At 69.0% G+C, this 25,860-nt stretch carries 18 protein-coding genes; 10 read left to right on the plus strand and 8 right to left on the minus strand.

Annotation, left to right across the window (positions count from 1 at the left end):
• The first annotated feature begins 130 nt into the window (after window positions 1–130).
• The 3 genes from AB1L88_RS05705 (at window position 131) to AB1L88_RS05715 (ending at window position 2,398) form a co-directional block, all read left to right on the plus strand.
• Window positions 131–733 (plus strand): CPBP family intramembrane glutamic endopeptidase, encoded by a 603-nt coding sequence (locus AB1L88_RS05705; protein WP_367095674.1) that lies wholly within the window; start codon window positions 131–133, stop codon window positions 731–733.
• A complete protein-coding gene (locus AB1L88_RS05710; RefSeq protein ID WP_367095675.1) occupies window positions 730–1,872 on the plus strand; it encodes a hypothetical protein in 1,143 nt (380 codons plus the stop codon). Before AB1L88_RS05705 ends, AB1L88_RS05710 begins: the two co-directional genes overlap by 4 nt.
• Window positions 1,873–2,017: 145 nt before the next feature.
• Window positions 2,018–2,398, plus strand: coding sequence for a hypothetical protein (locus tag AB1L88_RS05715; RefSeq protein WP_367095676.1), 381 nt, complete (start codon window positions 2,018–2,020; stop codon window positions 2,396–2,398).
• A gap of 37 nt (window positions 2,399–2,435) precedes the next feature.
• On the opposite strand, the gene AB1L88_RS05720 is transcribed toward AB1L88_RS05715, so the two are convergent.
• Window positions 2,436–2,606 (minus strand): hypothetical protein, encoded by a 171-nt coding sequence (locus tag AB1L88_RS05720; RefSeq protein WP_367095677.1) that lies wholly within the window; start codon window positions 2,604–2,606, stop codon window positions 2,436–2,438.
• A 233-nt stretch (window positions 2,607–2,839) separates the two neighbouring features.
• On the opposite strand from AB1L88_RS05720, the gene AB1L88_RS05725 reads away from it, so the two are divergent.
• The 3 genes from AB1L88_RS05725 (at window position 2,840) to AB1L88_RS05735 (ending at window position 8,494) form a co-directional block, all read left to right on the plus strand.
• Window positions 2,840–5,899 carry a hypothetical protein gene (locus AB1L88_RS05725; protein ID WP_367095678.1) on the plus strand — a complete coding sequence of 1,020 codons (3,060 nt, stop codon included), beginning with the start codon at window positions 2,840–2,842 and terminating at the stop codon, window positions 5,897–5,899.
• Window positions 5,900–6,290: 391 nt separating this feature from the next.
• Window positions 6,291–7,034, plus strand: coding sequence for a hypothetical protein (locus AB1L88_RS05730; protein WP_367095679.1), 744 nt, complete (start codon window positions 6,291–6,293; stop codon window positions 7,032–7,034).
• A gap of 197 nt (window positions 7,035–7,231) precedes the next feature.
• Window positions 7,232–8,494 (plus strand): aminotransferase class I/II-fold pyridoxal phosphate-dependent enzyme, encoded by a 1,263-nt coding sequence (locus AB1L88_RS05735; protein ID WP_367095680.1) that lies wholly within the window; start codon window positions 7,232–7,234, stop codon window positions 8,492–8,494.
• Window positions 8,495–8,496: 2 nt separating this feature from the next.
• Here AB1L88_RS05735 and AB1L88_RS05740 read toward each other — a convergent pair whose 3' ends face one another.
• Window positions 8,497–10,455 (minus strand): efflux RND transporter periplasmic adaptor subunit, encoded by a 1,959-nt coding sequence (locus tag AB1L88_RS05740; RefSeq protein WP_367095681.1) that lies wholly within the window; start codon window positions 10,453–10,455, stop codon window positions 8,497–8,499.
• Window positions 10,456–10,912: 457 nt separating this feature from the next.
• On the opposite strand from AB1L88_RS05740, the gene AB1L88_RS05745 reads away from it, so the two are divergent.
• The 3 genes from AB1L88_RS05745 (at window position 10,913) to AB1L88_RS05755 (ending at window position 13,371) form a co-directional block, all read left to right on the plus strand.
• A complete protein-coding gene (locus AB1L88_RS05745) occupies window positions 10,913–11,539 on the plus strand; it encodes a superoxide dismutase (protein WP_367095682.1) in 627 nt (208 codons plus the stop codon).
• Between the two features lie 349 nt (window positions 11,540–11,888).
• A complete protein-coding gene (locus tag AB1L88_RS05750) occupies window positions 11,889–12,500 on the plus strand; it encodes a hypothetical protein (protein ID WP_367095683.1) in 612 nt (203 codons plus the stop codon).
• A 163-nt stretch (window positions 12,501–12,663) separates the two neighbouring features.
• Window positions 12,664–13,371: an RluA family pseudouridine synthase gene (locus AB1L88_RS05755; protein ID WP_367095684.1), complete on the plus strand. Its 708-nt coding sequence runs from the start codon at window positions 12,664–12,666 to the stop codon at window positions 13,369–13,371.
• A 55-nt stretch (window positions 13,372–13,426) separates the two neighbouring features.
• On the opposite strand, the gene greA is transcribed toward AB1L88_RS05755, so the two are convergent.
• The 5 genes from greA to AB1L88_RS05780 form a co-directional block, all read right to left on the minus strand.
• The gene (gene greA, locus AB1L88_RS05760) at window positions 13,427–13,912 is read right to left on the minus strand and encodes a transcription elongation factor GreA (RefSeq protein ID WP_367095685.1); all 486 of its coding nucleotides are present in this window, start codon (window positions 13,910–13,912) and stop codon (window positions 13,427–13,429) included.
• A 291-nt stretch (window positions 13,913–14,203) separates the two neighbouring features.
• Window positions 14,204–15,487 (minus strand): ABC transporter permease, encoded by a 1,284-nt coding sequence (locus AB1L88_RS05765; protein WP_367095686.1) that lies wholly within the window; start codon window positions 15,485–15,487, stop codon window positions 14,204–14,206.
• Window positions 15,488–15,519: 32 nt separating this feature from the next.
• A complete protein-coding gene (locus AB1L88_RS05770; protein WP_367095875.1) occupies window positions 15,520–16,338 on the minus strand; it encodes an ABC transporter ATP-binding protein in 819 nt (272 codons plus the stop codon).
• Window positions 16,339–16,367: 29 nt separating this feature from the next.
• The gene (locus AB1L88_RS05775) at window positions 16,368–18,185 is read right to left on the minus strand and encodes an efflux RND transporter periplasmic adaptor subunit (RefSeq protein ID WP_367095876.1); all 1,818 of its coding nucleotides are present in this window, start codon (window positions 18,183–18,185) and stop codon (window positions 16,368–16,370) included.
• 28 nt (window positions 18,186–18,213) lie between these two features.
• Window positions 18,214–21,111, minus strand: a complete 2,898-nt coding sequence (locus AB1L88_RS05780; RefSeq protein WP_367095687.1) for a TolC family protein — start codon at window positions 21,109–21,111, stop codon at window positions 18,214–18,216.
• 530 nt (window positions 21,112–21,641) lie between these two features.
• On the opposite strand from AB1L88_RS05780, the gene AB1L88_RS05785 reads away from it, so the two are divergent.
• Window positions 21,642–23,990, plus strand: coding sequence for an integrin alpha (locus AB1L88_RS05785; protein ID WP_367095688.1), 2,349 nt, complete (start codon window positions 21,642–21,644; stop codon window positions 23,988–23,990).
• 185 nt (window positions 23,991–24,175) lie between these two features.
• Here the strand turns inward: AB1L88_RS05785 and AB1L88_RS05790 are convergent, their stop codons facing one another.
• On the minus strand, window positions 24,176–25,855 hold the full coding sequence (locus AB1L88_RS05790; RefSeq protein ID WP_367095689.1) for a thiamine pyrophosphate-binding protein: 1,680 nt from the start codon (window positions 25,853–25,855) through the stop codon (window positions 24,176–24,178).
• Window positions 25,856–25,860: the final 5 nt, after the last annotated feature.

Here is a 25,860-nt window from a genome sequence, read left to right on the forward strand (position 1 = left end):
TCATCGGCCGAGGGGCATCCTGGCCTTGCGATCCGGGCCGAGGCCCGATCTGATGAGCCATCGCGGACGCTCCGGCGCAAAGGGGGAGCGAGGCGAGGCACCCGGATCGCGGCTCGGGCGTGGGAGACTCATGACACCGTTCGTTCGCACGGCGATCATCGTCGAACTGGCTCTGGTCCTGGTGGCCATCGGGATCGGGTGGCCCCTCGGGATCGAGCCCTGGAGGGACCTGGAGTTGGATCTCCGGGGGATGATGCTCGGGCTGGCGGCGACCTTGCCGATGGTCGTGCTCCTGCTGGTCTGCGACCGCAGCACGTCCCGGGCGCTGGCCCGGATCCGGGGCCTGCTCGACCAGTTGCTCCTCCCGCCGCTCCGGGGACGACCCTGGTGGGAACTCGCCCTCATCGCCGGGGCCGCGGGCCTGGGCGAGGAGACCCTCTTTCGAGGGGTCATCCAATCGGCCTTCCGGGGCTGGCTCGGCCTCGGGCCGGCCCTGGTAATCGCCTCGCTCATCTTCGGCCTGCTCCACGCGATCACCCCGACCTACGCGATCCTCGCCACGCTGATCGGGGCCTACCTCGGGTGGCTGTTCGAGCTGACCGGAAACCTGCTCGTGCCGATCGTCGCCCACGCGGTTTATGACGGGATCGCCCTGTTTTACTTCCTCCGAGCCTCGCCAGACGATACGATCGGCCCGTCCGAGCCGACCTCGATGGAGGAATCGCCCCGATGATTCGCCCAAGCCCTCGTTCTCGCTCTCGTGCGCTGTTTCCCTGCCTGGCCGCCCTGCTCAGCCTGGGAGCCGACGACCCCAAGCCCCTGGCCGAGCGACCCGTCACGGTGCGGGGCATCTACGGCGGCGTCCCCCGGCAGATCCTCGAACGCGGCGAGTCGCTGGCCGATTACGGCATCAACGCCGTCTGGATCGGCTCGGGAGGGCTCCGGGCCGAGGACATCGCCACCCTGCGCGAACAAGGTGCGCGCGTCTTCGCCGAGTTCAACACGATGCACGTCGCCTCCTTCCTCGACGAGCATCCCGACGCGGCGCCGATCGGCCCGGACGGCCAATCGAGCCCTCCTCCCGAGGGGTGGCAAGGGATCTGCCCGACCCATCCCGCGTACCGGTCGCATCGCATGGACGAGTTCCGCCGCGTGCTCCGCACCTTCGAGATCGACGGCATCTGGCTCGACTACCACCACGCCCATGCCAGTTGGGAGCGAGACGAACCCCTCCTGCCCGACACCTGCTTCTGCGAGCGTTGCCTCGACCGGTTCCAGGAGGACTCGGGGGTCGACTTGCCCGATGTGCCGACCGCCGAGCGATCGGCCATCCTGCTCGGCCCGATGGCGGAGCGATGGATCCGGTGGCGCTGCGACGTCTTCACCGATTGGGTCCGGGAATTCCGATCGATCCGAGACGAGACCCGCCCCGATGCCCTGCTCGGGACCTTCCATTGCCCCTGGACCGACTCGGAATACGACAACGCGCTCCGGGACAAGCTGGCCATCGACCTGAAGGCCCAGGCCCCCTTGTTCGACGTGCTCAGCCCGATGCCCTACCACGCCCGGTTCGGCCACGCGAGCGACCGCGACTGGATCTCCCGGCAGACGGCCTGGCTCGGCTCCTTCCTCGGGATCGAGGGCGACCCCGACGCGAACCTCGTGATCTGGCCCATTGTCCAGCTCTCCGACTGGGGAGAGTCGGTCGCGCCCGAGGAGGTCCCCGACGTCCTCGATCACGGGACCCGAGGGCCGTCGACCGGCGTCCTGGTCTTCGCCTGGGGAGGGCTCCAGCGCGACTGGGAGAAGGTCGAGCAGCTCGGCGACTTCTACCGGGCCCTGGCGGGCGACTCCCCCGAGCCCAGTCCGTGAATCCTGAACGTCGCCGGTGCATGCGCTCCGATTGAGATTGAGGTGAAACAGGGCGACCCGGGCTCGTTTCCTCCCGGAGCAGCGATTTCGAATTCGGTCCCCCTTCGACCGGGTTCACGTTCCGAGCCGTGGAGATTGATCGCGGATGAGCCTCTCGACTGACCAATCCGGCCCCGGCGCCCCCGAGCGGTCGAGTCGCCTCGGCCCGAGCCTGTCCGTGCTCGGGCTGGCGCTCTGGGTCGTCACCATCGCGGTTTACGTGCTCTTGAAGCCGGAACCGGCCGTACCGGGGGCGCCCTTCCGGAAGGAATTGGCGGTGCAGTTGCTGCTCTCGCTCGTGCTCTCGGGCCTCGGCGTCTTCGCCGCGGCGATCGTCTCGGCGCTGGGCCTGTTCCTCAGCCTCAGCGAGCGTCGGCATCGACCGGGATCGCGGGCGACTCGCGGTGTCGTGCTCGGCGCGATCGGGGTGGCGGCCCTCGTGGCCGTCGTCTTCGAGATTTTCCGGGTCGCCCTGGAGACGACCTGAGCGCCTCGTCGCGCCGGGGGCCGTCCGGCCGGCCCCCTCAGGAACCCGGTCCCCCCCCGCACGGCAGCCGATCGAGCAATTCGTTCGGGGCGGGCTTGTTGACCGGGGCGAGGAACCCGTAATGCCGGGCGAATCGCCACTGACGATACCGCGCATACCAGGCCCTGCGGGCCGGGTCGCGCTTCCGCCGAGATCGTGACGCGTCCATGGTGGCCTCCTCTTCATCCCAATTGTGTGGGACCTCTCAATCAGTACAGTAGAGCAGGTTTCCCGAAATCGGACGGAAATCCCCGACGACTGGACAGGAAAAGGCCCGGGCGCAACAATGCTTCGGACACGGCCCTCGGTCCGGGGCGACGCGCCGCGCTCCGATGGCCCGCTCGGCGCGTCCCGTCGGCCCGATCGGGGATCGCCCGACGCCCGCGCCCCCTCGGATCGCCCATGGCCGCCGACTATTACGAGATGCTCGGCATCACGCCAGACGCCGATCGAGCCGCGATCGAGGAGGCCCTCGCGCGCTGCCAGCCGAAATGGTCGGCCGGCGCCCGCAATCCGAAGCATCGGCATACGTTCCAGTCCTATCTCGACCAGATCCCGACGATCCGGTCGGCCTTGCTCGGCGACCTCGCCACCCGATCGGCCTACGACGCCGAGCTGGCCGCCCGGCGCCGGCTCGAACTCGACCGCAAGCTCGACGAGCTGCAGCGGCTCATCCGCCTGCGGTCGGCCAAGGGAGGGCTCACGGTCTCCGATCGAGACCGGCTGAAGTCCGAGGCCCTGCGCCTGGGTGTGCCGGACGAGACCCTCGCCCGGCTCCTCGAACCGATCCCGCCGCTCCCCGAGACTCCCCCCGAGCCGGCCGAGGTGGACGACCCGCCCGAAGACGTGATCGACTCGGCCACCCGGGGGCAGATCCGTCGGACGCTCGACCACCTGGGACGCCTCGACCTCTACGATGCCCTCGGCCTGAAGCGCGATGCCCCGCACTCGGAGATCCTCAACCGGGCCGATGAGCAGCGGCACCGCTGGCGGCAGAAGTCCCGGGTCTCGGCCGAGATGACGGCCTGGCTCGAAGTCATCTCGTACGCCCAGTCGCACCTCGGCACCCCCGAGGCCCGGGCGCGATACGACCGGACCCTGGAGCGGGAGACCGAAGACCGGTTCCGCCTGGCGATCCGCTTCAGCCTCGACGGCGAGTCTCGACTGGTGCCGGGGACCCGATCCGCCCTGCTCGACGAGGCGGCCAGCCTGGGGATCGCCCCCGACCGGGCCCTCCGCCTGATCCGACAGGGCTGCCGCTCGCTCGGGATCGTGGCCGAGGCCCCCGCCCCCGCCGACTCCTCGCCGCCCGGCCCGATGCGGCTGCTCCGCTGCCGATCATGCCGGGGGGTGACCGAACTGACCGATTCCGGCCGCAGCAGCCGGGCCTGCCGACATTGCGGCGACTCCCTGCGCTGGGAGTGCCCGATCTGCCATCGGGACCACTGGGTCGACGAGCCTCGATGCCCCTGCGGCTTCCGCCTGGAGCTCCGGGAGCCGATGCTCCAGCACTTCGAGGCCGCCCAGCGGGCCCACAAGGCCCGAGACTATGCCTCGGCCCTGGCCCACCTGCACCGGATCCAGGAGTTCGCGCCCGACCACCCCGGAACGAGGAAGGCCGTCGAGAAGGTCAAGGAGCGGCTCGCCCAGATCGAACACACGCGGTCGAGCTTCGAGCAGGATCTGGCCCGTCGGCATCTCGTGGCCGCCCAGGTCGCGCTCCGGAAGTGGGCGGCCCTGGTCGACCCGACCGACCCCGAGGTCCGCTCCGCCTTCGCCGAGGTCAACCGGGGGCTCCGCGAGGCGCGATCGCTCACCGCCCGCGGCGAGTCGCTCCTGGGGACCGACCCCGGCCAGGCCCGCCTCCTGCTGCGACGCGCCTTGCAGACCGCCGCCGACCTGGGCGAGGCGGCCGATGCCCTCCGCCGCTGTCCTCCCGACCCTCCGATCGACCTCCGGGCCGAGGTCGAGCAGGAGGCGGTCGTCCTCCGCTGGTCCCCTCCGCAGCCCGATGGGCTGGGGCCGCCCGCATTCCGCGTGGTCCGCAAGGCTCGCGGGATCCCCCACTCCCCGGACGACGGGACGCTCCTGACCGAGACCTCCGCGACCCAGTGCAGGGATCTCACCGCAAGCCCGGGCGAGGTCGTCGGCTACGCGGTGTTCTCCCGGCGGGACGGGATCTCCTCGGTCCATCCCGCCGGCGTCGGCCCGGTCCTGGTCCTCGCCGAGGTGCGCGACGTCCGGGTCGAGGTCCGGAGCGGCGAGGTCGACCTGGCCTGGCGGCTCCCCCTGGGCGCGACCGAGGTCCGCGTCGTCCGGAAGACAGGGACCCCGCCGACCCACCCCGAGGACGGCACCGTCGTCGACACCCTTCCCGAAGGGTCGTGCGACCGAAACCTGAGCGACGACACGGTTTACCACTATGCGATCCATGCCGTGTACCGGACCCCCGAGGGGAAACCGAGGTTCTCCAGGGGGGTCCACCTGGCGGCGATGCCCCATCCGCCCGTGGCCGCCGTCGAGGCGCTCCGCCTCGAACCGCTGCAGGACGGTGCGAGCGTCCGCATCTCCTGGGCGCCCCCGGAACGCGGGCAGGTCCGCATCCTCCGGGCCGACCGCCCGCCGCCGTTGCATGCCGGCCAACGCCTCTCGACTTCCGCGGCCGAGTCCTTGGAAGGGGATCGGTTGCCGGCTGCCGGCCCCGACCACGCCGTCGACACCCGGCCGCCCGCGACGGGCCTGTGCTACTACGTCCCGCTGACCTCCTGGGGGGGGATCTGCACGGTCGGCCAGACGGTCGCCTACTCCCACCTCCCCGATCCGAGCGACCTCCGGGCCGTCCGCATCGGCGGCTCGGGTCGCGTCCACCTCCGTTGGCGCTGGAGCCCGTCGGGTCAGCAGACCCTCATCGTCGCGAAGGCCGGCGCCGCCCCGTCGGGCGCGGATGACCCCGATGCACTCCGCCGCGTCGTCTCCGAGCTGGAATACAGCCGGAGCGGCTACGCCCCCCTCGACCTGCCCGAGGGGGACCTTGCGGCCTACCACATCACGATTTACAGCGTCTGCGAGGTCGATGGCCAGTCTCGGCTCTCGCCGGGGCTCGAGCCGACCGCCCGGACCGTCGTGCCGGGGCCGGTCCCGGAAATCAGCCTCTCCTACACCCTCCGACGCCCCCGGCTGGCGAGCCGATCCTGGACCCTCTCCCTCGTCTCGGACCCTCCGACCGCCCCCATCCCCCCGCTGGTCCTGGTCGGACACCCGCGGACCGTCCCCCTCTCGGCCGACGACGGGGTCATCCTCGCCGAGTTCCCGTCCAGCCGGGGTGGGGACTCCTTCCGATTCGTCCCGGATTCGCGGGCCAGTTCCTGTCGCCTCCGCCTGTTCGTGCACCCGAACGCCCCCGCCGACGAAATCGCCCCGATTCGCCTCCGCCATCCCGAGGCGGAACGGACCCGCGTCTGAGTCTTGCTCCACCCGACCGCCGGGCGACGGGCCGGGATCCCGGCGTCCGGGTCGCGCGTCGACGAGGCGGGACCGCACGAAAACCATTGAAGTCAGACACGCATGGCTGCACATTGTCGTCTGAAATTCTCACCCGATTACGTCAGACTCGCATCAACCATAACAGCTTTCCCCGAAAGACGTTAAGAGTCATCGCCGGCGGTCGCGGGGCCGACCGGGGGGCGGAATCGAGTCGATGGGCAGCGATCGGGGTGCTTCGTTTCCGTTACATGGGAACCGTGACTCGCTATAATGGTTCGGTTTGAGCACGGACGGCGACTCTCGCCCGATCCCCGGCCGTCCCTGCCGGGGAGGCAGACCGGGCTCCCCTACGCGGCAGGACCAGACGACCATGAATCGGTTGCAATCCAACGCAGACGACTTCTACATCAACGTCAATCTGAACACGGAAATGGAGCTCCCGACCGCTCGGGACACGGTGCTGCACTTCTTTGAGCAGATGAAGAAGGGCTTCCCGGAGCTTCAGAACTTCTACACGAGGGAGAACGGCGACCTGGTCCTGGAAGGCGACAAGGACCGGGGCAGCTACCGCTGGGTGGCCATCGAGCAGCGTCGGCTCTGCTCCGGCTTCGTCAACCCGCCGACCCCCGAGGAAGCCTACCGACAGCACCAGATGGTGCTCGACCTCGCCCCGCATCTCCTGACGATCAGCGTCCTCGACTGCGAGGCGCTCGACGTGATGTTCGGCTTCGACCTGACCTACGAGGGCAACCACGACGAGGTCGTGGCCGAGGCCCTCGGCATGGGCTGGGGCCCCGAGGGCTTGGTCGACATCGCCGGAGGGCGGGTGATCCACTACGAACCGTCGATCACCCTGGCCCTCGAAGAATCGTGCCGGCTCCAGTGTCGCCTGAGCGTGGAGACCCGGACCAACGCCTACCAGATCCGCACCGGGGAGTACCCCGAAGACCAGATCAGCATCTACTTCACGGTCCGGCAGTACTGGGGCACCGGCCCCGAACGCAGCTTCGTCGACTCCTTCCAGCGCCAGTGCCAGATCGGCGAGGAACTGGTCCAGCAGCGCGTCATCCCCCGGATCGTCCAGCCGCTGGCCCAGGCCATCGCCTCGAAGTAATCGCAAGCCCAGCTCGCGAGAGCGCACAGGGCAGGGCAGGGCAGGGGCCTTGCCTCGCCGACCCGATCGCACGAGAATCGCAGGCGGCCTCGTCCCGGTCCGAATCGGCCGGCGCGAGGCCGCTGCCCTGCGCGGGCAATCGTCTCGGTGATCGCGCCGTCCTCTCCGTCCGCCCCGACCCCTCGGAACCTCCAGACATGCCCCGCCTCAGCTCCCTGGCCCAGAACCTGACGACCGAGACCGCGTTCAGCGTCCTGGCCGTCGCCCGATCGCTCAAGGCCGCCGGTAAGGAGGTCATCGAGCTGGAGATCGGCGACAGCCCCTTCCCGAGCACGCCGCACGCCAAGGCGGCCGGCATCCGGGCGATCGAGGAGAACCGGACCGGCTACTGCCCGAGCCTCGGCCTGCCCGAGTTCCGCCGCGCCGCGGCGAGCTTCGTGGGGCGCGAGTTCCGCATCGAGGCCGACCTCGACCACGTCATCGTCGCCTCCGGGGCCAAGCCCTTCGAGACCTATTTCGCCGAGGCGCTCCTCGAACCCGACGATGGGGTATTGATCTTCGGCCCCCAGTTCCCGACCTACCTGCCCAACCTCCAACGCGTCGGCGCCCGGCCGGTCCTCGTCCCCCTCCGGGCCGAGGACCGATTCCGCCCGAGGCCCGAGCAGATCGCCGAATTCCTCCGGAACGACCGCCGCCCCCGGGCCGTCTTCCTCAACTCGCCCCACAACCCCACCGGCGGCGTGGCGACCGGCGAGGACCTCGACGCCATCGCCGACCTGATCCGGGGGACCGACCTGGTCGTCCTGTCCGACGAGCCCTATTGCCACATGGTCTGGGAGGGCCGGCACGAGTCGCTGCTCGCCCGGCCCGGCATGATGGAACACGTCGTCGCCGCCTACACCATGAGCAAGTCGTACAGCATGAGCGGCTGGCGGCTCGGCTTCGCGGTGGCCCATCCCGAGGTCGTGCAGGCGATGGGCAAGCTGATCAACACCTCGGCCTCCTGCAGCCCGCCCTTCGTGCAGCTCGGCGCGTTGGCGGCCCTGGAGCAGGACCTCGACACGCGAAACGACTACATGGAACGGTTCCGCCGCAAGGTCGAGCGCCTCTCGGACGGGCTGGCGACCATCGACGGGATCGAGGTCGAGCGACCCGCGGGCACCTTCTACGTCTTCCCCGATGTCCGGGAGGTCTGCAACCGGCTCGGCCTGACCTCGCACGGCCTGGCCATGTTCCTGCTCGAAGGGGCCGACGACGCCTTCGGCGTGGCCTGCCTCGGCGGCGAGTGCTTCGGCCCGGCCGGGGCCGGGTTCCTCCGATTCAGCTGCGCCGAGCCGGATGAGAAGATCGACCGTGCCCTCGCCTTCCTGCCCGAGGCCCTGACCCGGGTCGACCGGGCCCGGGCCTACCGGGCCTCCCATCCCGAGCACGGGCTGGGCCGGCCGTACCCGGCCCGATGAGCTCAACGACCGGGTGACCCCTGGCGCCCCGCGTTCCCGACCCGAGCCAGCTGGTCGGTTGACGTGGCGTCGAGGACCGGGGCCGGCAGCAGCAGCGGGTCGGCCACGATCCGATCCCCTTCCGAGAGGCCGCTCAGGACCTCGGCATAGCTCGGGTTCCGCAGGCCGAGATCGAGCGGCTTCCAGGACACGCCCCCTCCGCCGGCCGCCACCGCCGCGTACGGCGTGTCGTCGAACCATCGGATCGCCCCCACCGGGATCCGGGTCACTTCGGTCAGATTGCCGAGGTGGAAGGCGACTTCCGCGCTCAGGCCCGGGCGAATGCCCTCGAAGCCGCTCGCGATCCGGACGGTGGCCGAGTACAGCTTCACGTCCGAGACGAAGTTCGCCGGGGCCGGGATCGGCTTGATCTCCTGAATCGTCCCCAGCAGCGGCCGATCGGGGAAGGCGTCGATCCGGATGGTGGCGTCCATCCCCTCCCGGATGTCGCGATACTTCGACTCGTTGATCTTGACCTGGACCTGCATGTTTTCCGGGTCGGGGAGCTGGATGATCGCCTGATTCTCCCGGACGGTCACCCCCTCGGCGATCTGGTCCTCGACGCGCCCCCAGGTGTTCGTGCTCCGGGCGTAGACGACGACCCCCTCCGAAGGGGCGTAGAGCTTGCAGTTGGCGATGGCCTGCTCAAGCCGCTTGAGCCGCTCGTCCTCGACCTGGAACGCGGCCTGCTGGCTCAGCAGGTCGGACCGGACCGCCTCGAGCTTCGCCTCCAGGCTCTTGAGGATCCGCTTGCCGGTGTATTCGATCAGCCGACGCTGCATCTCCAACGCGTTCTCGTACTCGATCTGCCACTGCTCGAGCACGAGGCGATCGCCGAGGAGCTGGGAGTCGGATCGGAGGCCCTGGCGGAAGAGATCCTGCGACCAATCGAAGGTGGCGCGGGCTTCCTGCTCCTTCGTCCGGCAATTCTCCAGGTACTGCTCGACGAGGCGGGTATCCTGCAGGTAAATCCCGTCGCGATATTCCCGCAACTCGATCTCGGCGACCTGGAAGATCGTCTCCGCTTGCTTGACCCACGAGTGGGCCTGGGCGTGCCGGATCCGCTGGGTTGCCAGCTCGTCGACGAACGGGGCGCTGTCCAGCTCGCAGACGAGATCCCCGGGGTTGACCCGGGTCCCCTCGTCGATCAGCCAGATGATCCGGGTCGAGCCGGCCCGCTCCTCGAAGTCGTTGTCCCGATCCGAGGAGTCGGACGACATGGTCGAGGATCGATTCATCGACTGGCCGGGCATGCTCGTATCCATCCGCAAGGGCATGTGCGGCGTGACCCGGTAGTTGAAGCTCTGGATGTTGGGCCGGTCGGCCAGCGCCGAGACCGCGGTCCCGCCACCTCCGCCACCGCCACCGCCGCCGGAGCCTCCCCCGCCACCGCTTCGACCACCACCGCCGGCCCCGCCCCCGGCCCCGCCCGATCCGGTGCCCATGCCCCCGGCTCCGCCTCCGGCCGCCCCACCAACCCCGGTCCCCGCACCGCCCAGGCTGGTCGAGCCGAGGGAGGTCGACGCAGAACGGCCGCCGGCGCCGCCCGAGCCTCCGCCCCCGCTGCCTCGCCCTCCTCCCCCGAACGAGCCGGAGCCGCCAGGCCCTCCCACGGTGCCGAGCACGGCCTCGACCTCGCAATAGATCGTCGTGTTGTTGGCGCTCTCCAGTTCGCCGCTCTCGATGAGGTACGACCGAATCGGGCCGCGATCGACGATCACGCTCGCGAACTGCAACTCGTGCGTCCCGGACGAATCCCAGGGGGGCGTCCCCCCCGTCGCGAACCAGACGAACGCCCCCGAACCGGCCAGCGAGCAGAGCAGGAGCACCGCAAGGGCGAGTCGAATGGCTTTGGAGCGCCGCAGGTCGGTGCGTTTCCTCGGCGCGGGCACCTCGGACGATTGCCGAACGGCCGTCGACATGCGAGCCTCTCCCTGAAGAACGGGACCGAACGATCGGTGAAACGGGCACGTCACGATTCCGACGATCGCCGGAATCTGAAGGTCAACTCGAATGATTGCATGACGAGGAACAGGAGCGGGGAATCCCCCATTGAGTCATACCCGGGACTTGACCGAAGGTCAAGCATCCGAGCGAACTGCGGCGCGCCGACTTCGCGGGATCCTCCCGCGGATCCGCCCGCATCGAGGCCACTCGGACGACCGCCTTTCGGGCCGATCGCCGGGCCCCTCGCCGTCCCATTGGTTTGAGCAGGCGACGCGCCTATGCTATCCTAACGAGCGATCGAGGCGGCCCGGCATGGAAACTGAACACTGACCGGGTCGGTCGCGCGGGCTCTCGACTCCACCCGGATCGCATTCCGGTCGCCCGCGCGTTCGCCAGCCCGACCTGCTCCGCACCTTGAGGAGAATTCCAGTAATGGCCGAGTATTCCCTGCCCCCGCTCCCCTATCCGTCCAATGCGCTGGAGCCGCACATCGACGCCCAGACGATGGAAATCCATCACGGGAAGCACCACAACGCGTACGTCACCAACCTGAACAACGCGCTGAAGGACCACCCCGACCACCAGGGCAAGCCGATCGAGGAATTGATCGCGAACCTCGATGCGCTGCCCGAGTCGATCCGCACGGCCGTCCGGAACAACGGAGGGGGCCACGCCAACCACTCCTTGTTCTGGACCGTCATGGGGCCGAACGGCGGAGGGACCCCTTCCGGGGAGCTGGCACAGGCCATCAACGACGCCTTCGGCAGCTTCGACGCCTTCAAGGAGAAGTTCTCCCAGGCCGGGGCGACCCGGTTCGGCTCCGGCTGGGCCTGGCTCGTCGTCGACCCGTCGAACCACAACCGCCTGAAAATCACCTCGACCCCCAACCAGGACAGCCCGTACATGGACGGCTCGGGCATCCCGATCCTCGGCTGCGACGTCTGGGAACACGCCTACTACCTGAAGTATCAGAACCGACGGCCCGATTACATCGGCGCCTGGTGGAATGCGGTCAACTGGGCCGAGGTCGAGAAGCGCTTCAAGGCCGCACAGGGCTGATCTGTTTCGCCGAGCGACCCCGCCGGAGCACCCATCGCGACGCCCCTCCAACCCCGCCGATCGGCCGGGGTCGGCGTCGCGATCGGCCCGGCCCGATCGCCGGGGGGCACGTCGGGTTGACCGGGAATCGCGATCCGGTAAGATCCCGACGCCCCGGGGGGTCGGACCCTCTTCGGGGCGGATCCGTGTCCGCACCACGCCTCCGGGCCCGCCTCGTCGCTCGCAACGAGCAGCAACACCCCGATTGACCCCGCCCGGCCCGGCCATACCGTGCTCACGCCGACGCTCGATGCGATTTGCGAAGAGGTCCGTGAGGCCCGGTATCTATCAGGATGGGAGGGTTTTGCCGATGGATCGGCCTTTGTCCAAGCGTAGCCTGATCGCCGTCAGCGGCCTGGCGCTGATGGTCGCCACCTCGGGTTGCCGCGATCGGAACCTCAACGTTCCGCCGCCGGCCCACTACACCGACGGCACCCAGGCAATCCCGGAAGCGATCCCGTATGCCGATGCCCCGCCGCTGTCGAGCGCCCCGGCGTCCCTCGACCCGTACGCGGGGGCCAGCCTCGGGACCCCTCGGTCGTACGACCCCTCCGCGACCCAGGCGTCCGGCCTGAGCGGAGCCATGGGCGGCGCATCGGCGGCCTCGGCCTCGGCCTACGACCCGACGGCCGGCTACGGTGTCCCCCCGGTCGCCGGCTCGGCGGCACCGATGACGAACGCCGGGGGGCCGTTCGCCTCCCCCTCGTCGCCGTCACCGCACGGCGCCGCCCCGTTTGCAGCCGGATCGGCAGGTGCCCCCTTCTCCGGGACGGCCCCGGCCGCCGGGGCTTCCTCCTATGGCGCCTTGCCCCTGCCCGGCGACGCCGGGGCAGCGGGGCTGCCGACGCCGGCCGAGTTCCCCGGCCTCGACGGCCTGGACGGTGCCCCGCCGATCCCGGACGACCTGCCCGAGATGCCCTGACGGTCGTCCTCGCCCGATCGAGACATCGATCGATCGGGACGCCTGTGACATGACGGCCGCCTCGTCCGAATCCGATGGCGGTGCGTAATTCCAAGTTCCGGGGGGTGCTGCCTTCCTCTCGACGGCAAGGCCACCCCCCTGGCGATCTGCACCCCCTCAGCCGATGTCCGAGCCGCCCGATCCGCCCCCGACGATCCTCTTCGAAGACATCCACTGCCTCGTCGTCATCAAGCCGGCGGGACTCCTGACGCAAGGCAGGCCCCGCGAAGGCACGAGCCTCGAAGGGCTGCTCCGACGGTACCTCGACCCGGGACACCCCGATCGTGCCTACCTCGCCGCCATCCACCGGCTCGACCGGCCGGTCTCGGGCGTGATGGTCTGGGGGAAGACCCCCAAGGCTGCCCGACGCCTCCACGAGCAGTTCGCTCGCCGGGACGTCGAGAAGCACTACTGGGCCATCGTCCCCGGTGCACCGACCCCCGATGAGGGCCTCTGGGACGACTGGCTCTACGAGGACGACACGGGGCTCGGCCCGATCGTCCAGGTCTGCCACCCCGAGACGCCCCGGGCGCGCCACGCCCTGACCCGCTATCGGGTCGACCGCACCGGCTCCCTGCCCGAGGGCTGCTGCCGGCTCCTGCTCTGGCCCCGGACCGGGCGGACTCACCAGTTGCGCGTGCAGGCGAGCACGCGAGGGGTCCCGATCCTCGGGGATGCGTCCTACGGGTCCGATCGCCCCTTCCCGGTCGGCATCGCCCTGCACGCCCGGTCACTGACGATCCGGCACCCGATCCTCCGCACCCGGCTCCAATTCGAGGCCCCGGTCCCCGGGCACTGGGCCGGCTCGGGCATCATCCTCCCGGAGGATTGACCCGATCGGGGCGACCGAGGGCCCGGGGCATCGACGCGACGACGGAGGCCGGCGCTCAGTCCTCGGCGATCGCGATTTCGAGGACCTTGAACTTGATCGTCCCCTGCGGCACCTGGATCTCGGCCACCTCGCCGACCTTCTTGCCGATCAGGCCCTCGCCGATCGGGCTGCTGGTCAGGATGCGGTTCCGGTCGTAGTCCTCCTCGCCCGGCCCGACGAGGGTGAACTCCTCCTCGTCGTCCAGGTCGAGGTCCATCACCTTGACCCGGGAGCCGAAGACCACCCGGTCGGTCGGCAGGTTCGTGCGATCGACGATGTAGGAACGGCCCAGCTGATCTTCGAGCAGCGAGATCTTGGCCTGGAGTTCGCCCTGCTTCTCCCGGGCCGCGTGATACTCGGCGTTCTCGGACAGGTCCCCAAAGGCGCGGGCCTCGGCCACCTGCTCGGTGATTTTGGACATCTCGACATTCTTGAGATGATCGAGCTCGGCCTTCTTCTTCTCATACCCTTCTTTAGAGATGGGGATGCGGTCCGTGGACATGCCGCGAATCTCCTGATGCGATGCGATCCCGACGCTCGGGAGGGGACCGTCAAGCGAGGTCGAATCGGAGCGGCCGATGCCAGCCGCTTCATCGTTGGAATGCGATCGAGCCCATTGAGCGACGGCCCAGGGGCTCATGAGGCCTTGCAATGCAAAAAAGACCGCGACCCGGGCCTGGGGCTCCGGGACGCGGCTCATCTGGGCGAATCGTTCCTCAACTAAGACTAGTCCCTGGCCCTCCCCGACGCAAGGCCAAGCAGGCGTCGGGGCGGGGGCAAGGGGGAGGGCCGATCACTCGTGGCGGAGGGCCTCGATCGGGTCCATCTTGGCGGCCCGATTGGCCGGATACAGGCCGGCGACGATCCCGACCAGCACCGAGACGCCGAACGAGAGCATCACCGAACTGGGCGTGACGACGGCCTTGATCTCCGAGAACTGCGTGATCAAGGGGGGGACGAAGACGCCGATCGCGACCCCGATCAGCCCGCCGATCCCCGAGAGCACCACCGTCTCAATGAGGAACTGCTGGGTGATGTCGCGACGCTTCGCGCCCAGGGCTCGGCGGATGCCGATCTCACGGGTCCGCTCGGTCACGGTCGCCAGCATGATGTTCATGATGCCGATGCCGCCGACGATCAAGGAGATGGCGGCGATCGACCCCAGCACGAGGCTGAAGATGGCGGCCTGACGCTTGGCCTGCTCCAGCAGCTCGTACGGGACGACCATGTCGACGTCCTTCTTCTCCTCGTGGAACGGCTCGACCGCCGCCTCGATCACGGGGGCGGTCATCGGGACCTCGTTGATCTCCTTGACCTGGAGGGTGATCTGCGAGAGCTGCGTCTCCTCCGCCTCCTGGGAGCCGGCACGGCTCGACAGGATCCGCTCGCCGAAGCGGGCCCGGCAGGTGTTCAGCGGGATGTAGACGTCCTTGTCGTACTCCTGCGCGGCCATGCTGCCGCCGATCGCCGCGGTCGAGCCCCGGGGCTTGGTCACGCCGACGACCGTGTAGTAATCCGAGCCGATCTTGATCGACTGGCGCAGCGGATTCTCGAACGGGAAGAGGGTCCGCGCCGTTTCCGCCGCGAGCACGCAGTAATTCTCGTAGTGCTCGTTATCCGAGGGGAGCAGGAAGCGGCCGCGCTCGACCTGCAGGCGGTTGAACTCCTGGTAGTCGTGCGTCGTGCCGACGACCCGGGCCTCCATCGCGTGATTGGCCCGGCGCACCTCGCGCTTGATCTCTCGGATCGGCAAGGCCTTGGTGATCGTCGGCACCGTGGCCAGGATCCGGTCGAAGTCGTCGTACTTCAGGCCGTAGTTCAACACCCGGGACGGTCGGCCGCCCGACTTCTGGCTCTGGGCGTCCTGGCTCGGCTTGACCGACCGGTAGATGATGTTGGTCGCGCCGAGCTGGGCGATCTGCTCCTGGGCGTCTCGCGCGGCCCCTTCGCCGACGGCCAGCATCATGATGACGGCGGCCACGCCGAAGACGACGCCGAGGATCGTCAGCGACGACCGGAGTTTGTGCAGCAGGAGGCTCTTGACCCCCAGATTCACGCTTCGCCAAACGCGTCCCATCGGTCGGTTCTCTCACAGCTCGGGGGGATCGATCAGACAGGGGCGAGTTGCGAACCCGGCAAACCGGTGCCGAGTCCGAGGCCGACGACCTCCGGAGACGCGTCCTTCATCCGATCGCTCGGGGCGTCGGAGATGATCTGGCCGTCCCTCATCCGGATGACGCGCCGGGCATGCTCGGCGATGTCGTCCTCGTGAGTGACCATGATGATGGTCTTGCCGGCCTGGTTGAGCCGCTCGAGCATCGCCATGATCTCGTCGCTGGTCGCGCTGTCGAGGTTCCCGGTCGCCTCGTCCGCCAGGATGATGTACGGGTCGTTGATCAAGGAGCGGGCGATCGCCACGCGTTGCTGCTGGCCGCCCGAGAGCTGGTTCGGCCGGTGGTCCATCCGGGAACCGAGGCCGACCATCTCGGCCAGCTCCAGGGTCCGCTCCTCGTCCTGCTCGGAGAGCTTCCCCGAGCCTTGATACGTCAGGGGGAGCTGGATGTTCTCGTGGACCGTGTACTGCTGGATCAGATTGTACGCCTGGAAGATGAAGCCGATGAACCGGCTCCGCACCTCCGACAGGTCGTCGTCGCTCAGGTTCGCCACGTCCTGGTTGCCGAGCAGGTACTGGCCGCTCGTCGGCCGGTCGAGGCAGCCGAGCAGGTTGAGCATCGTGCTCTTGCCCGAGCCCGACGCCCCCATGATCGCCACGTACTCGCCCGGGTAGAAGTCGACCGAGACGCCCCGGAGGGCGTGGACGACGATGGCCTCCTGACGACTGGAGGCCTTCCCCATGACGTACTGCTTGCGGATGTCCCGCAGCCGGACGATCGGCTGGACTCGAGACGAGTCCAGCTGATCGCCCATGAGCGGGAAGTTTTCCATGTGGGTCTGGGTCACTGCTGCGGACCTCCACCACCGGGACCACCGGGACCACCCCCGCCTCCTCGACGACCACCGCCGCCGGGGCCGCCGGGGCCTCCACCGCCGGGGCCACCGCCGCCGGGGCCACCGCCGCCGAAGCCGCCGTTCTGCCGCATCTGATCCATCTGCTGGATCTCGGCGTCGGTGAAGCCGGCCTTCTTCATGATGGCCTTACGCTCGTCGTCCGAGGCGTCGCGGAGCTTCGAGCGGTCTTCCGGGCTGATGTTCTGGAACTTCTGGAACATCGCGGGGTTCGGCCCGGCACCACCGCCGGCGGCGGCGCCCCCCTCGGCCTTGGCGGCCTCGCGGACCGAAGGCTGCTCGCCGGCGGCCTTGGCCTTGGCGGCCTCGTCGTCGCTCCAGTTGCCGAGCTCCTCGGAGCCCTTGCGTTCGCCGCCGGCGCCGAAGGCCTCGCGGTTCTCGGCCGCGGTCATGATCGCCCGCGGGTTCAGGGCGACGCGCTCGCCCTCCTCGAGCCCCTCGGTGATCTCGACGTACTTCGTGTTGGTCATGCCGACCTTCACGGACCGGTTGTCCCACTTGCCGTCACCCTGGTAGACCCAGACGTGATGGGCGCCGCCGTACTCGATGATCGCCTGGACGGGGACGCTCAGGACGTCTTCCTGGCGGGCGATCAGGATCGTCACCTCGGCGGTCATGCCGGGGCGAAGCCCTTCGCTGGCGTTGTTGATCTTCACGAGGGTCGTGTAGACCTTCACGTCGGAGCTGAAGAAGCTGGTCGGGTCGGGCAGGGGCTTGACTTCCATCACCGAGCCCACCAGCTCGTTGTTCGGGAAGGCGTCGACCCGGATCCGGGAGCTCATGCCCGGCTTGACCTTGTCGATCATCGACTCGTGGACCTTGGTGTTCACCTGCATGTTGTCGATGTCGGGCAGCTTGAAGATCGTCTGCCGCTCGCGGACGGTCGCACCTTCCATGATCGACGGGCCGTCCTGGCTGCCCCAGCGGCCTTCTTCCTGGTGGTAGACGACGATGCCGTTGCCGGGGGCATAGATCTTGCACTTCTCGATCATCCGGCGGAGGCGTTCTTCCTTCTCCTTCTCCAGCTCGAACGTCGACTGCTTGGCCAGCTCGTCGGCCTTGGCCTTCTCGACGTCCCCTTCGAGCGACTTGATCTGCTTCTCCCTGGTGTACTCCTTGAGCACCTCGAGGCGCTTCTCGGCCTGGTCCAGGTTGAACTCGGCCCGCTGAAGGTCGTACTTGTCGCTCAGGTTCTGGGCCTGGCTGATGTAGCCGAGCTTCAGCATGTCCTCCGACCAGTTGAGCCGGTCCTTCGACCGTTCCAGCTCCGACTGGGCGAGCTTGATCTCGCCCATGATCGTCTTCTCTTCCTGCGGGTAGACGCCCTCGATGTACTCTCGGACGTTGATCTCGGCCACTTCGCGGGTCTTGATCGCGTTCTGGTAGTCGGCGTCGGCCCGCTCGGTGGCGATCTGCTGGTTGGCCAGGTTGTCCTTCAGGGCGGCCGAGTCCAGCTCGCAGACGAGCTGGTCCTTCACCACCCGCGTCCCCTCGGGCAGGATCATGATGATCGTCGTCTGCCCCTCGACCTCGCTCTTGGCCTCCAGGTTGTTGGTGCTCTCCAGGTTCCCCCGCTCGCGGACGGTCACGACCAGGGGACCTTTTTGAGCCTCATAGACGAGGACCGAAGGCGCGGCCGGGGCCAGCCACTTCGAGAGGCCGGGCAGGGTCGACAGCGTCGAGCCGCCGACCTCTCCCGTGGACGTCAGGGCGAAGTACGCCCCGGTCCCCACCACCGCCACGGCCATCGTCAGGACGGCCAGGCGGCGGCCGAGCTTAGAACCCGACCGCTTCTTCGGCGCCGGCACCCGGCTGGCCGAAGACGGCGGCTGGTTCGAGTTCTGGAGCGGGGGCAGGTCGTGCTCCGGCGCCGAGGCCGGCGGCTGAGGGGCTTGCTGAAGGGAAAAGTTCATAGAATGCCTCCCACTCCTCGTAGGGCATGATGCCGAGATCGCGATAAAGACTCAGGCGGGTCGTCTGGAACTGCACCCAGCGTTGGATCAGGCCGTTCTGGGCCGAGTTCACGCTGTTCAGTCCGCGAAGCAAGGTCAGCACGAGCTGGCTACCGGCGGAAGAACCACCCCCGCTACGAGGCGGCTCCAGGAACCGCTGGAACGACTGGTCCAGCGTAACAAGAGCGACGACGTATTGCGTCTTGCTAATTTCGTATTCTTGATAGCGAAGCTGGAGCGTGCGGATGGTCTGGCGGAGCGAGTTCTTCAGGGAGTCCTCGATCTGCATCAGGCCACGGCGGGCGCGTTGGTAGGAAATCTGGGCGGTGACGAACTGGTTCCGCTCGGCGACGCGGATCAAGGGCAGCTCGGCCTGCAAGGTCAGGGAGAACTGCTTGCTCTGCTGGTCGAAGCCGAACGGGTTGTTCGTGGTTGGCGGGGTGATGAACTGGTTGGAGAGCGTCGTGTTGAAGACGCCGAGCAACTGATTGGCCGTCACGGCCAACTGTCTCCACGCATCATAAAGCTGCGCCCGGGCATTCATCAAGTCGAGTCGGTTTTCGAACGCGACGCGTTGTGCCGATTGCAGGAGATCTTCCAGCCGCTCGTTGGCCAACTCGAAGATTTCCCGCTCCCGGACGATCAGGCGATTGATCTCCTCGCGGTCCTCCACGTCGAGCGCCGGGTTGAGCAGGGCGATCTCCCGTTCGGTCGCCTCCAGGTCACGCCGCAGTTCGTCCTCCTGCTCCGGCCCGAGCAGCCCCTGTCGCAGGGCGTCGAGCATGTACGTCCGCTTCTGCTCGGCGGTGGCCCGGGCGAGCTGGCGGTCCGCCACCCGCTGCTGGATCGGCCGCCGCTGGCGGGAGATCTCGGCGGCCTGCCGGTACAGGGCGATGACCGGGCGGCCGTCGATCACCACGTCTTCCAGCGGCGGCAGCTGCTGGACGAGTTCTTCGAGCAGCGGCCGGGGCTTGGTCTCCAGGGCGTCAATCTCGTCGAAGACCCGCCGGAATCCCTCGAGCAGGTTGCTGTCGGGCAGCAAGGGCAGGTCCGGCGGCAGGCCGAGCTGCTGCTTGAAGTTGTCGAGCTGGTTCCGGTAGGAGACGCTCGACTGCAGGAGGCTCAGCCGCTGGCCCTGCAAGTCGATCTCGACGTTCACGAGGTCGAGCGGGGCGACCGTCGAGGCGGCACCTCGGGAGAGCTCCTGGAAGACCTCGAGCACCCGTTCGTAGGCCGCGACGTTCTTCGTATTGTTCTCGACCGCCTGGAGCTGGCCGAGCACCGCGAGGTAGCCGAGGGTCGGGTCGGCGGGGCCGCCGCCCGACAGACCGCCGCCGGCCAGGACGCTGACGAAGAACTCCTGGCGGAACCGGGCGAAGTCCCGGATCGCGTAGAGCATGTCCCGCTCTTCCTGGGTGAGCGGCTCCAGCACGAAGGCCCGGCCGCCGCCCCGCAGGAACCGGACGACGATGTTCAAGGGGAGGAACGATTGCGAGGTCGTCGAGACCGCGTTCGGCCCCCCGAAATTGATCACCGTCTGGTTGGCGAAGTTCCCCGTCACCGACGTGCCGAACGACAGCAGCTTGCCGAAGCCGGCCAGGCCGCCGACGTTCAGGAGCGAGGTGGGCGTGCCCGTCTCCTGCGTGCGGTAGGTGTACTGGTTGCCGGGGTTCGGGCCGGTGAATCCGCCGAAGGTCGGGCCGCCGGGGGAGGCCCCGGCGGCGAACTGCGGCATGAACTGGAAGCGCTGGAGCGTCACGGCCAGGCCCTGCAGGTAGAGATTCTCCAGCTGAAATTGATAGGCGCGGCTGTTCTGAAGGGCCAGGGTCAAAATCTTGCGACCGTCCACGATGTACGGCTCGATGTCCTCGCCGTAGCCGTAGGCGGCGGCCTCGTCGAAGACGATCGCCTCGGGCTTGAGGATGTCGATCAGGTCGCGGCCGGTGTCGGGCGGGACGTCGACGATCCCCGACGCTTCTTCCGGAGTCAGCCCAGGGCCGAACGGATCCCGGGGGTCGATGTCCCCCTCGGGCTGGAGCGGATCAGGAATCTGCAAGGCTACGGCCTGCACGGTGTCGTCCCGCCTGGATTGAAGGGAGAGGTCGTCTGGGATCGGGTTGGAATCGAGGGGAAGGTCGTCGTCGGGGATCGGGGTGGACTCGATCGGTTGGCGTCTCGGGTCGGGGGGAGCGGCGTCCTCCGACTCCACACCTGGAATAGGCGACATCCGCGGGTCACCCGGCCCAGCATTCGGGTCGCCCGGGAACGGAGTGGGGGATTCGGGCGGCGGAGGGGCCTCCTCCCGGACCGTCGGCCCGGTGTCGATCGTCACATCGACCGGCCGCCTCGGGCCCTCCTCGCGGCGCCACTGCTCCAGCAAATCGAGGTAGCCGGTCCCCTCGGCCGGGGAGATCAGGCGGTGCCTCGGCTGCTGCGGCTGCGGCGAAAGCTCTTGCGCCGCAAAGTCATCGGGCGGGGCAGGGGGCCGGTCGGGGTCGTACGGGTCGGCGAATCGCGACATGGCCGGCGGCGTCTTCGTGAACAGGTCGATCCGGAACCTCGGATCGCGGCTCTTCTCGAAGATCACCTCGGACACATCCTGATCCGCCCAGTTGCGGAAGAATTCCCGGGTGCAACCCGTCGAGGCCGCCAACGCCGCGATGACCATCGCGAGCCGAGCGCTCCGGCCTCCGGTCGTCCTCCGCGTCTTGGACGTGTTCACGATCCTGATCCTCCGCGCTCGTATTATGCCCTGGCGAGCATCGCGGCCCGGCCCTCCGCCGAACCCGCACGCCTCCCCGACCCGGAGCCCGAGGGTCGCCCCGACGGGCCGATCCTCCGACTCCTTGGTCGTATCTCGGTCTTGGGTATCGGTCACTCCGGTTGTTCAGGATGAGCCGATTACGACAGCCGAACTCCGATCCCCCGCGATCGACCCGTTCAGCGGCCGGCCGACCGGGGCCGAAAAACCATAGCAGAATCAAAGGACCGCGCGGGGCCATTGCGCCGGCGAGGCGGAACTGGACCGGCCCGACCACCCGGGGTCCTCCCCCGGGTGCCCCGGCCGGCCCAGGCGGCCCGCGACGCGTGTTGGTCCCGGTCGGTGTCTTGCTTGCCGCCGCCTGGGGCCGTGGCATGGACGCGATCGGTCGTGGAGGTTGAGGAAGGAGTCTCCAGATGCCTTTCGGCTTGCCCAGTAGCCGCCCACCGGCATGGCGCCGACGCCGGCACCGCGCTCTCATCGGCGGCCCGTTGTCCCTCGAGCGCCGTGACCTGCTCACCGTGATCAGCCTGATCAACGGGGTCGAGGCCGGCCCGACAGTACCCAGCATCGACGGCTTCCCCACGGCGCCGCCGCCGCCCCGGGTCGTCCCGTCGACGGCCCTCGGCGTCCAGTTCACGTCCACGACCAACCAGACCCGGGCCGGTTACAGCGTGGCCGTCGCCGGCGACGTCAACGGCGACGGCCTGGACGACTTCCTCGTGACCCGGCAGCTGACCAGCCTGCTGAGCGATCCCGAGGCCGAGCAGATCACCGGGATCGTCTCGCTCGTCTTCGGCTCCCGGGCCGCCGACCCGAACGTCTCGCCGACGAACTTCCTGTCGCTCCTCAACGCCCGGGGAGACGACTCGGTCAACCCGCCGATCCTGCCCCTCAACGAGCGGGTGGCCGACCTGACCCAGCTCGGCAACCCGATCCAGAGTTCTCCCGCGACCGGGGGGCCCACCTTCCCGTTCGACGGGCTGACCTTCACCACCGGCCTCACCGCCAACGACGACTTCGGCTTCGCCGTCGCCCCGGTCGGGGACATCAACGGCGACGGCCTGGCCGACTTCGCCATCTCCGCCCCCGGGTTCAACAACGACGCCGGCCGCGTCTACGTCGTCTACGGGTCCCGCCAGTTCGACAACATCCCCGACGGACTGGACACGGTCGACTTCGACCGCCCCGACGACATCAACTCGGCCGTCCGGTTCACGGTCATCGAGAACAACCAGTTCCCGGGCGCCCGGTTCGGGGCCTCGATCGCCGGCGTCGGCGACGTGATCAACAACACCTTCTCCGACTTCGCCGTCGGCGCCCCCCGGGCCGACGTCGGCGTCGGGCTGGTGGACAACGGGGCCGTCTACCTGTTCAACGGCCAGACGTTCCGCACCGCCACCCCGCCGGCCGTGGTCAACCTGGCCGGGTTCGGCTCGGTCGGCAACAACCGCGGCATCCTCTTCGCCGGCGGGGCCACCGGCAGCCGGGCCGGATTCTCGGTCGGCCGCGGGGGCAACTTCGACGGCAACCCCGGGGGCGAGCTGCTCATCGGTGCCCCGTCGTCGCCCGGCGCCCTCGAGCTGAACGAAGGCCGCGCCTACGTCGTCTACGGCGCCCCGAACCTGCTGAGCCAGTTCATCACCAACGGCGTGGCCCCGACGGTCTCGCTCGCGGCCCTGAACGTCTCGATCGACAACACGACCGTCGAGGGGGTCTCCTTCGCGGGCGAAGCCGCGGGCGACCTGACCGGGTTCTCGGTCGCCGGGGTCGGCAACTCCGACGGGACGGCGCCCGACGACATCCTGATCGGCTCTCCCGGATTCGGACCCGACACCGGCCGGGCCTCCCTGATCATGGGGGGGACCCGCCCCGCACTGGCCAACCGCAACCTGCCGATCACGGGCCTGAACCCGGCGGTCTTCGTCTCGACCAACTTCGTCGGCATCAATCCGGGCGACGGCACCGGGTTCTCGGTCGCCGGCGTCCGGTCGATCAACGACGACAACCTGTCCGAGATCCTGATCGGTGCCCCCGGGTTCGGGAACAACACCGGCGCGGCCTACCTCGTCGCGGGCACCTCACAGGTCTTGCCGGCGAACGTGAGCCTGACGGCGGTCGCGGCCGGGGCGGCCGGGTTGCCCCCCGGCATCCAGTTCACCCTCCCGCGGGGAGAGGGCCGACTGGGCTGGTCCGTCGCGGGGGTCTCCCCGTTCAGCACCCGCAACGCCACGGTCGACAACGACCGTCGCGGCGACTTCCTGATCGGGGCCCCGCTCGACGCCCTGCCGTTCCCCGGATTTGGGAGCGCCTTCCTGCTGGAAGGGGGCCTCGTCCCGCTGGCCACCCCCGCCCCGGGCCCCGGGCCAGGCCCCGGACCCGGCCCCGGGCCCGGGCCCGGCCCCATCCCCGGGCCGATCCTGCCGACCGCCCGGTTCCAGTTCCCGGGGATCAACGCCGCCGCCCCGCAATACGGCGAGGCCCTGGTGCCGACCCCCGAGACCCTCTCGGCGAACCTGCCGTTCTACCGCCCCTTGCCGTTCGGGCCGGCGACCTTCCGCCAGTTCTACGCCCGGCCCGGCTTCGCCCAGCGGTTCACGAACTACTTCCACCCGGAATCGGCCGTCACCCGCCCGAACGCCTCGCCATACGACACCCGGCGAGAGGGGATCTACACCCTGCCTCGGAACGTCTTCACCCGGGGACGCTTCAAGGTCGGCGAGATCGCCGGGCCGATCAACCACGGCGTCCGGACGATCCCGCTCCAGCGGTTCCGCACAGCCAACCCCGGACTCGTCCCGAATCGGGGGTTCCACCTGAACCGCGCCGGGCTCCGCTGAGCCGTCACGCCCCGGCTTGATTCCCCTCGGGATCGTAACACGGCCGCCCCTCGCCCACACCCGGGAGCGCGGGGCGGCCCTTTGCGTTGTGACGGCAACGATCAGGATGAGGACGACCCCACCGCATCGCATCCGATGACGGCGGGATCCGCCTGCCGGACCTCGGCAGCCGCTCGAACCCCCCTCTAGAGCTTGCCGGCGAGCCGTTCCGCCAGACGCTCCAACGCGGGGCTGCGATCCATCGCGTCGAGATGCACATTGATGAGCGTGAAGCTCTCCGTGTTCTCCCAGGCCCGCTTCAGCGCGACGTCCAGCTCGTCCTCGGTCGACGCCTCCAGGCCGAGCCCGGCCCCGAGCAACTCGGGGACCCGGTGATACGACCAGTCCAGGATGTCGTTGAAGGGGCCGTCGAGGATATAGCGCTCGGTCGTGTACCCCTTGTTGTTCAGGACCACGACGATCGGCGCCAGGCCGGCCCGGACGACCGTGGAGAGTTCCATCCCGGTCATCTGGAACGCGCCGTCCCCCACGATCACGAGCGGCCGCAAGGCCCGATTGGCCAGCCCCGCCCCCACCGAGGCCGGGACAGCGAACCCCATCGACGTGTAATAGGCCGGGCTCAGGAACTCGGTGCTCCGGCTGATCCGCAGCTCGGCCGACCCGAAGAGCGAGTCGCCGATGTCGGCGATCACCATCACGTTCTCATCCACCAGGTGGTTGAGCCTCGCGAACAGCCTGGCCGAGGTCATCGGCGCCCCCGGCCGGGCCGACCACGGCGGGACCGGCAACGGCCGGGACGGCGGCTCGGGGACGGTCAACGAGAGCCCGCGCGCCCGCAAGCCTTTCAGGAAGTCGTCGAGCCGGACCTCCCGATAGTGGTGGTGCCGGATCCTCAGATCCTCGCTCGTCGCGTCGATGCAGTGCGTCGGGTCCAGCTTCGCGGTGAAGATTCCCAGATTGATGTCCGTCAGGAAGCAGCCGAGCATCAGGAGACAATCCGAGGCCTCCACGTACTCGGTCACCTCGGCCCTCCCCATCGCCCCTTCGTAGATGCCGGCGAACAGAGGGTGCTCCTCGCTGATCACGCTCTTGCCCAGCAAGGTCGTGGCGATGGGGAGGCCCGACTCCTCGGCCAGGCCGATCAGGTCGGCCTGGAGCCCGAAGCGGTGGATCTCGACGTCGGCCAGGATCATCGGCCGTTTCGCGCGGCGGAGCATCGCCTCGGCCTCGTCGAGCGCCTCGCGGAGCGCGTCGGGATCGCTCGGCGGCAAGGGCCCGGGGCTGGAGTGCGGGTACACCTGCTCGGCGTGGAGCATGTCGCGCGGCACTTCGATGTAGACCGGCCGCTTGTACCGCAGGGCCGCCGCCAGCACCCGGTCGATCTCCGAGAAGGCCGTCAGCGGGTCGTCGAGCACCGTGGCCGCGGCCGTGAATTGCTTGAACACCTGATACTGCGTGTCGAAGTCCTTCACCTTGTGGTGCAGGAGCGGATTCCGATCCCGCTCCGACAGCCCCGGCGATCCGGTCAGCACGACCACCGGCGACTTCTCGGCATACGCCCCCGCGATGCTGTTGCAGGCGCTCAGGCCGCCGACGCAGTAGGTCACGGCCATGCAGCCCAGCCCCCGGACCCTTGCATACGCGTCGGCCGCGAACCCGGCCGCATCCTCCCGGGTCATGCCGACGACCTCGATCGGGCTGTCGTCGAGCATCTTGTAGAGGTTCAGGATGTAATCGCCCGGGATCCCGAAGAGGTGCTCGACCCCGAGCGCCTGGAGCCGGTCGATCAGGTAGCGGCCGACGGTCGTCGGCTGCTTCGGCGGTTGGACCCCGTCTCGCGACGGGGCGGCAATGTTGCTGGCCATGGTCG

This window comes from Tautonia sp. JC769 (genome assembly GCF_040717455.1).
GTDB lineage: Bacteria > Planctomycetota > Planctomycetia > Isosphaerales > Isosphaeraceae > Tautonia.

Bases quoted from the DNA above. Each gene is read 5' to 3' on its own strand.
- AB1L88_RS05765 (WP_367095686.1), bottom strand. From the start codon at position 15,487: ATGGGACGCGTTTGGCGAAGCGTGAATCTGGGGGTCAAGAGCCTCCTG.
- AB1L88_RS05705 (WP_367095674.1), top strand. From the start codon at position 131: ATGACACCGTTCGTTCGCACGGCGATCATCGTCGAACTGGCTCTGGTC.
- AB1L88_RS05735 (WP_367095680.1), top strand. From the start codon at position 7,232: ATGCCCCGCCTCAGCTCCCTGGCCCAGAACCTGACGACCGAGACCGCG.
- AB1L88_RS05720 (WP_367095677.1), bottom strand. From the start codon at position 2,606: ATGGACGCGTCACGATCTCGGCGGAAGCGCGACCCGGCCCGCAGGGCC.
- AB1L88_RS05730 (WP_367095679.1), top strand. From the start codon at position 6,291: ATGAATCGGTTGCAATCCAACGCAGACGACTTCTACATCAACGTCAAT.
- AB1L88_RS05715 (WP_367095676.1), top strand. From the start codon at position 2,018: ATGAGCCTCTCGACTGACCAATCCGGCCCCGGCGCCCCCGAGCGGTCG.
- AB1L88_RS05725 (WP_367095678.1), top strand. From the start codon at position 2,840: ATGGCCGCCGACTATTACGAGATGCTCGGCATCACGCCAGACGCCGAT.
- AB1L88_RS05790 (WP_367095689.1), bottom strand. From the start codon at position 25,855: ATGGCCAGCAACATTGCCGCCCCGTCGCGAGACGGGGTCCAACCGCCG.
- AB1L88_RS05775 (WP_367095876.1), bottom strand. From the start codon at position 18,185: ATGGCCGTGGCGGTGGTGGGGACCGGGGCGTACTTCGCCCTGACGTCC.
- AB1L88_RS05770 (WP_367095875.1), bottom strand. From the start codon at position 16,338: ATGGGCGATCAGCTGGACTCGTCTCGAGTCCAGCCGATCGTCCGGCTG.
- greA (WP_367095685.1), bottom strand. From the start codon at position 13,912: ATGTCCACGGACCGCATCCCCATCTCTAAAGAAGGGTATGAGAAGAAG.
- AB1L88_RS05750 (WP_367095683.1), top strand. From the start codon at position 11,889: ATGGATCGGCCTTTGTCCAAGCGTAGCCTGATCGCCGTCAGCGGCCTG.
- AB1L88_RS05710 (WP_367095675.1), top strand. From the start codon at position 730: ATGATTCGCCCAAGCCCTCGTTCTCGCTCTCGTGCGCTGTTTCCCTGC.
- AB1L88_RS05755 (WP_367095684.1), top strand. From the start codon at position 12,664: ATGTCCGAGCCGCCCGATCCGCCCCCGACGATCCTCTTCGAAGACATC.
- AB1L88_RS05745 (WP_367095682.1), top strand. From the start codon at position 10,913: ATGGCCGAGTATTCCCTGCCCCCGCTCCCCTATCCGTCCAATGCGCTG.
- AB1L88_RS05740 (WP_367095681.1), bottom strand. From the start codon at position 10,455: ATGTCGACGGCCGTTCGGCAATCGTCCGAGGTGCCCGCGCCGAGGAAA.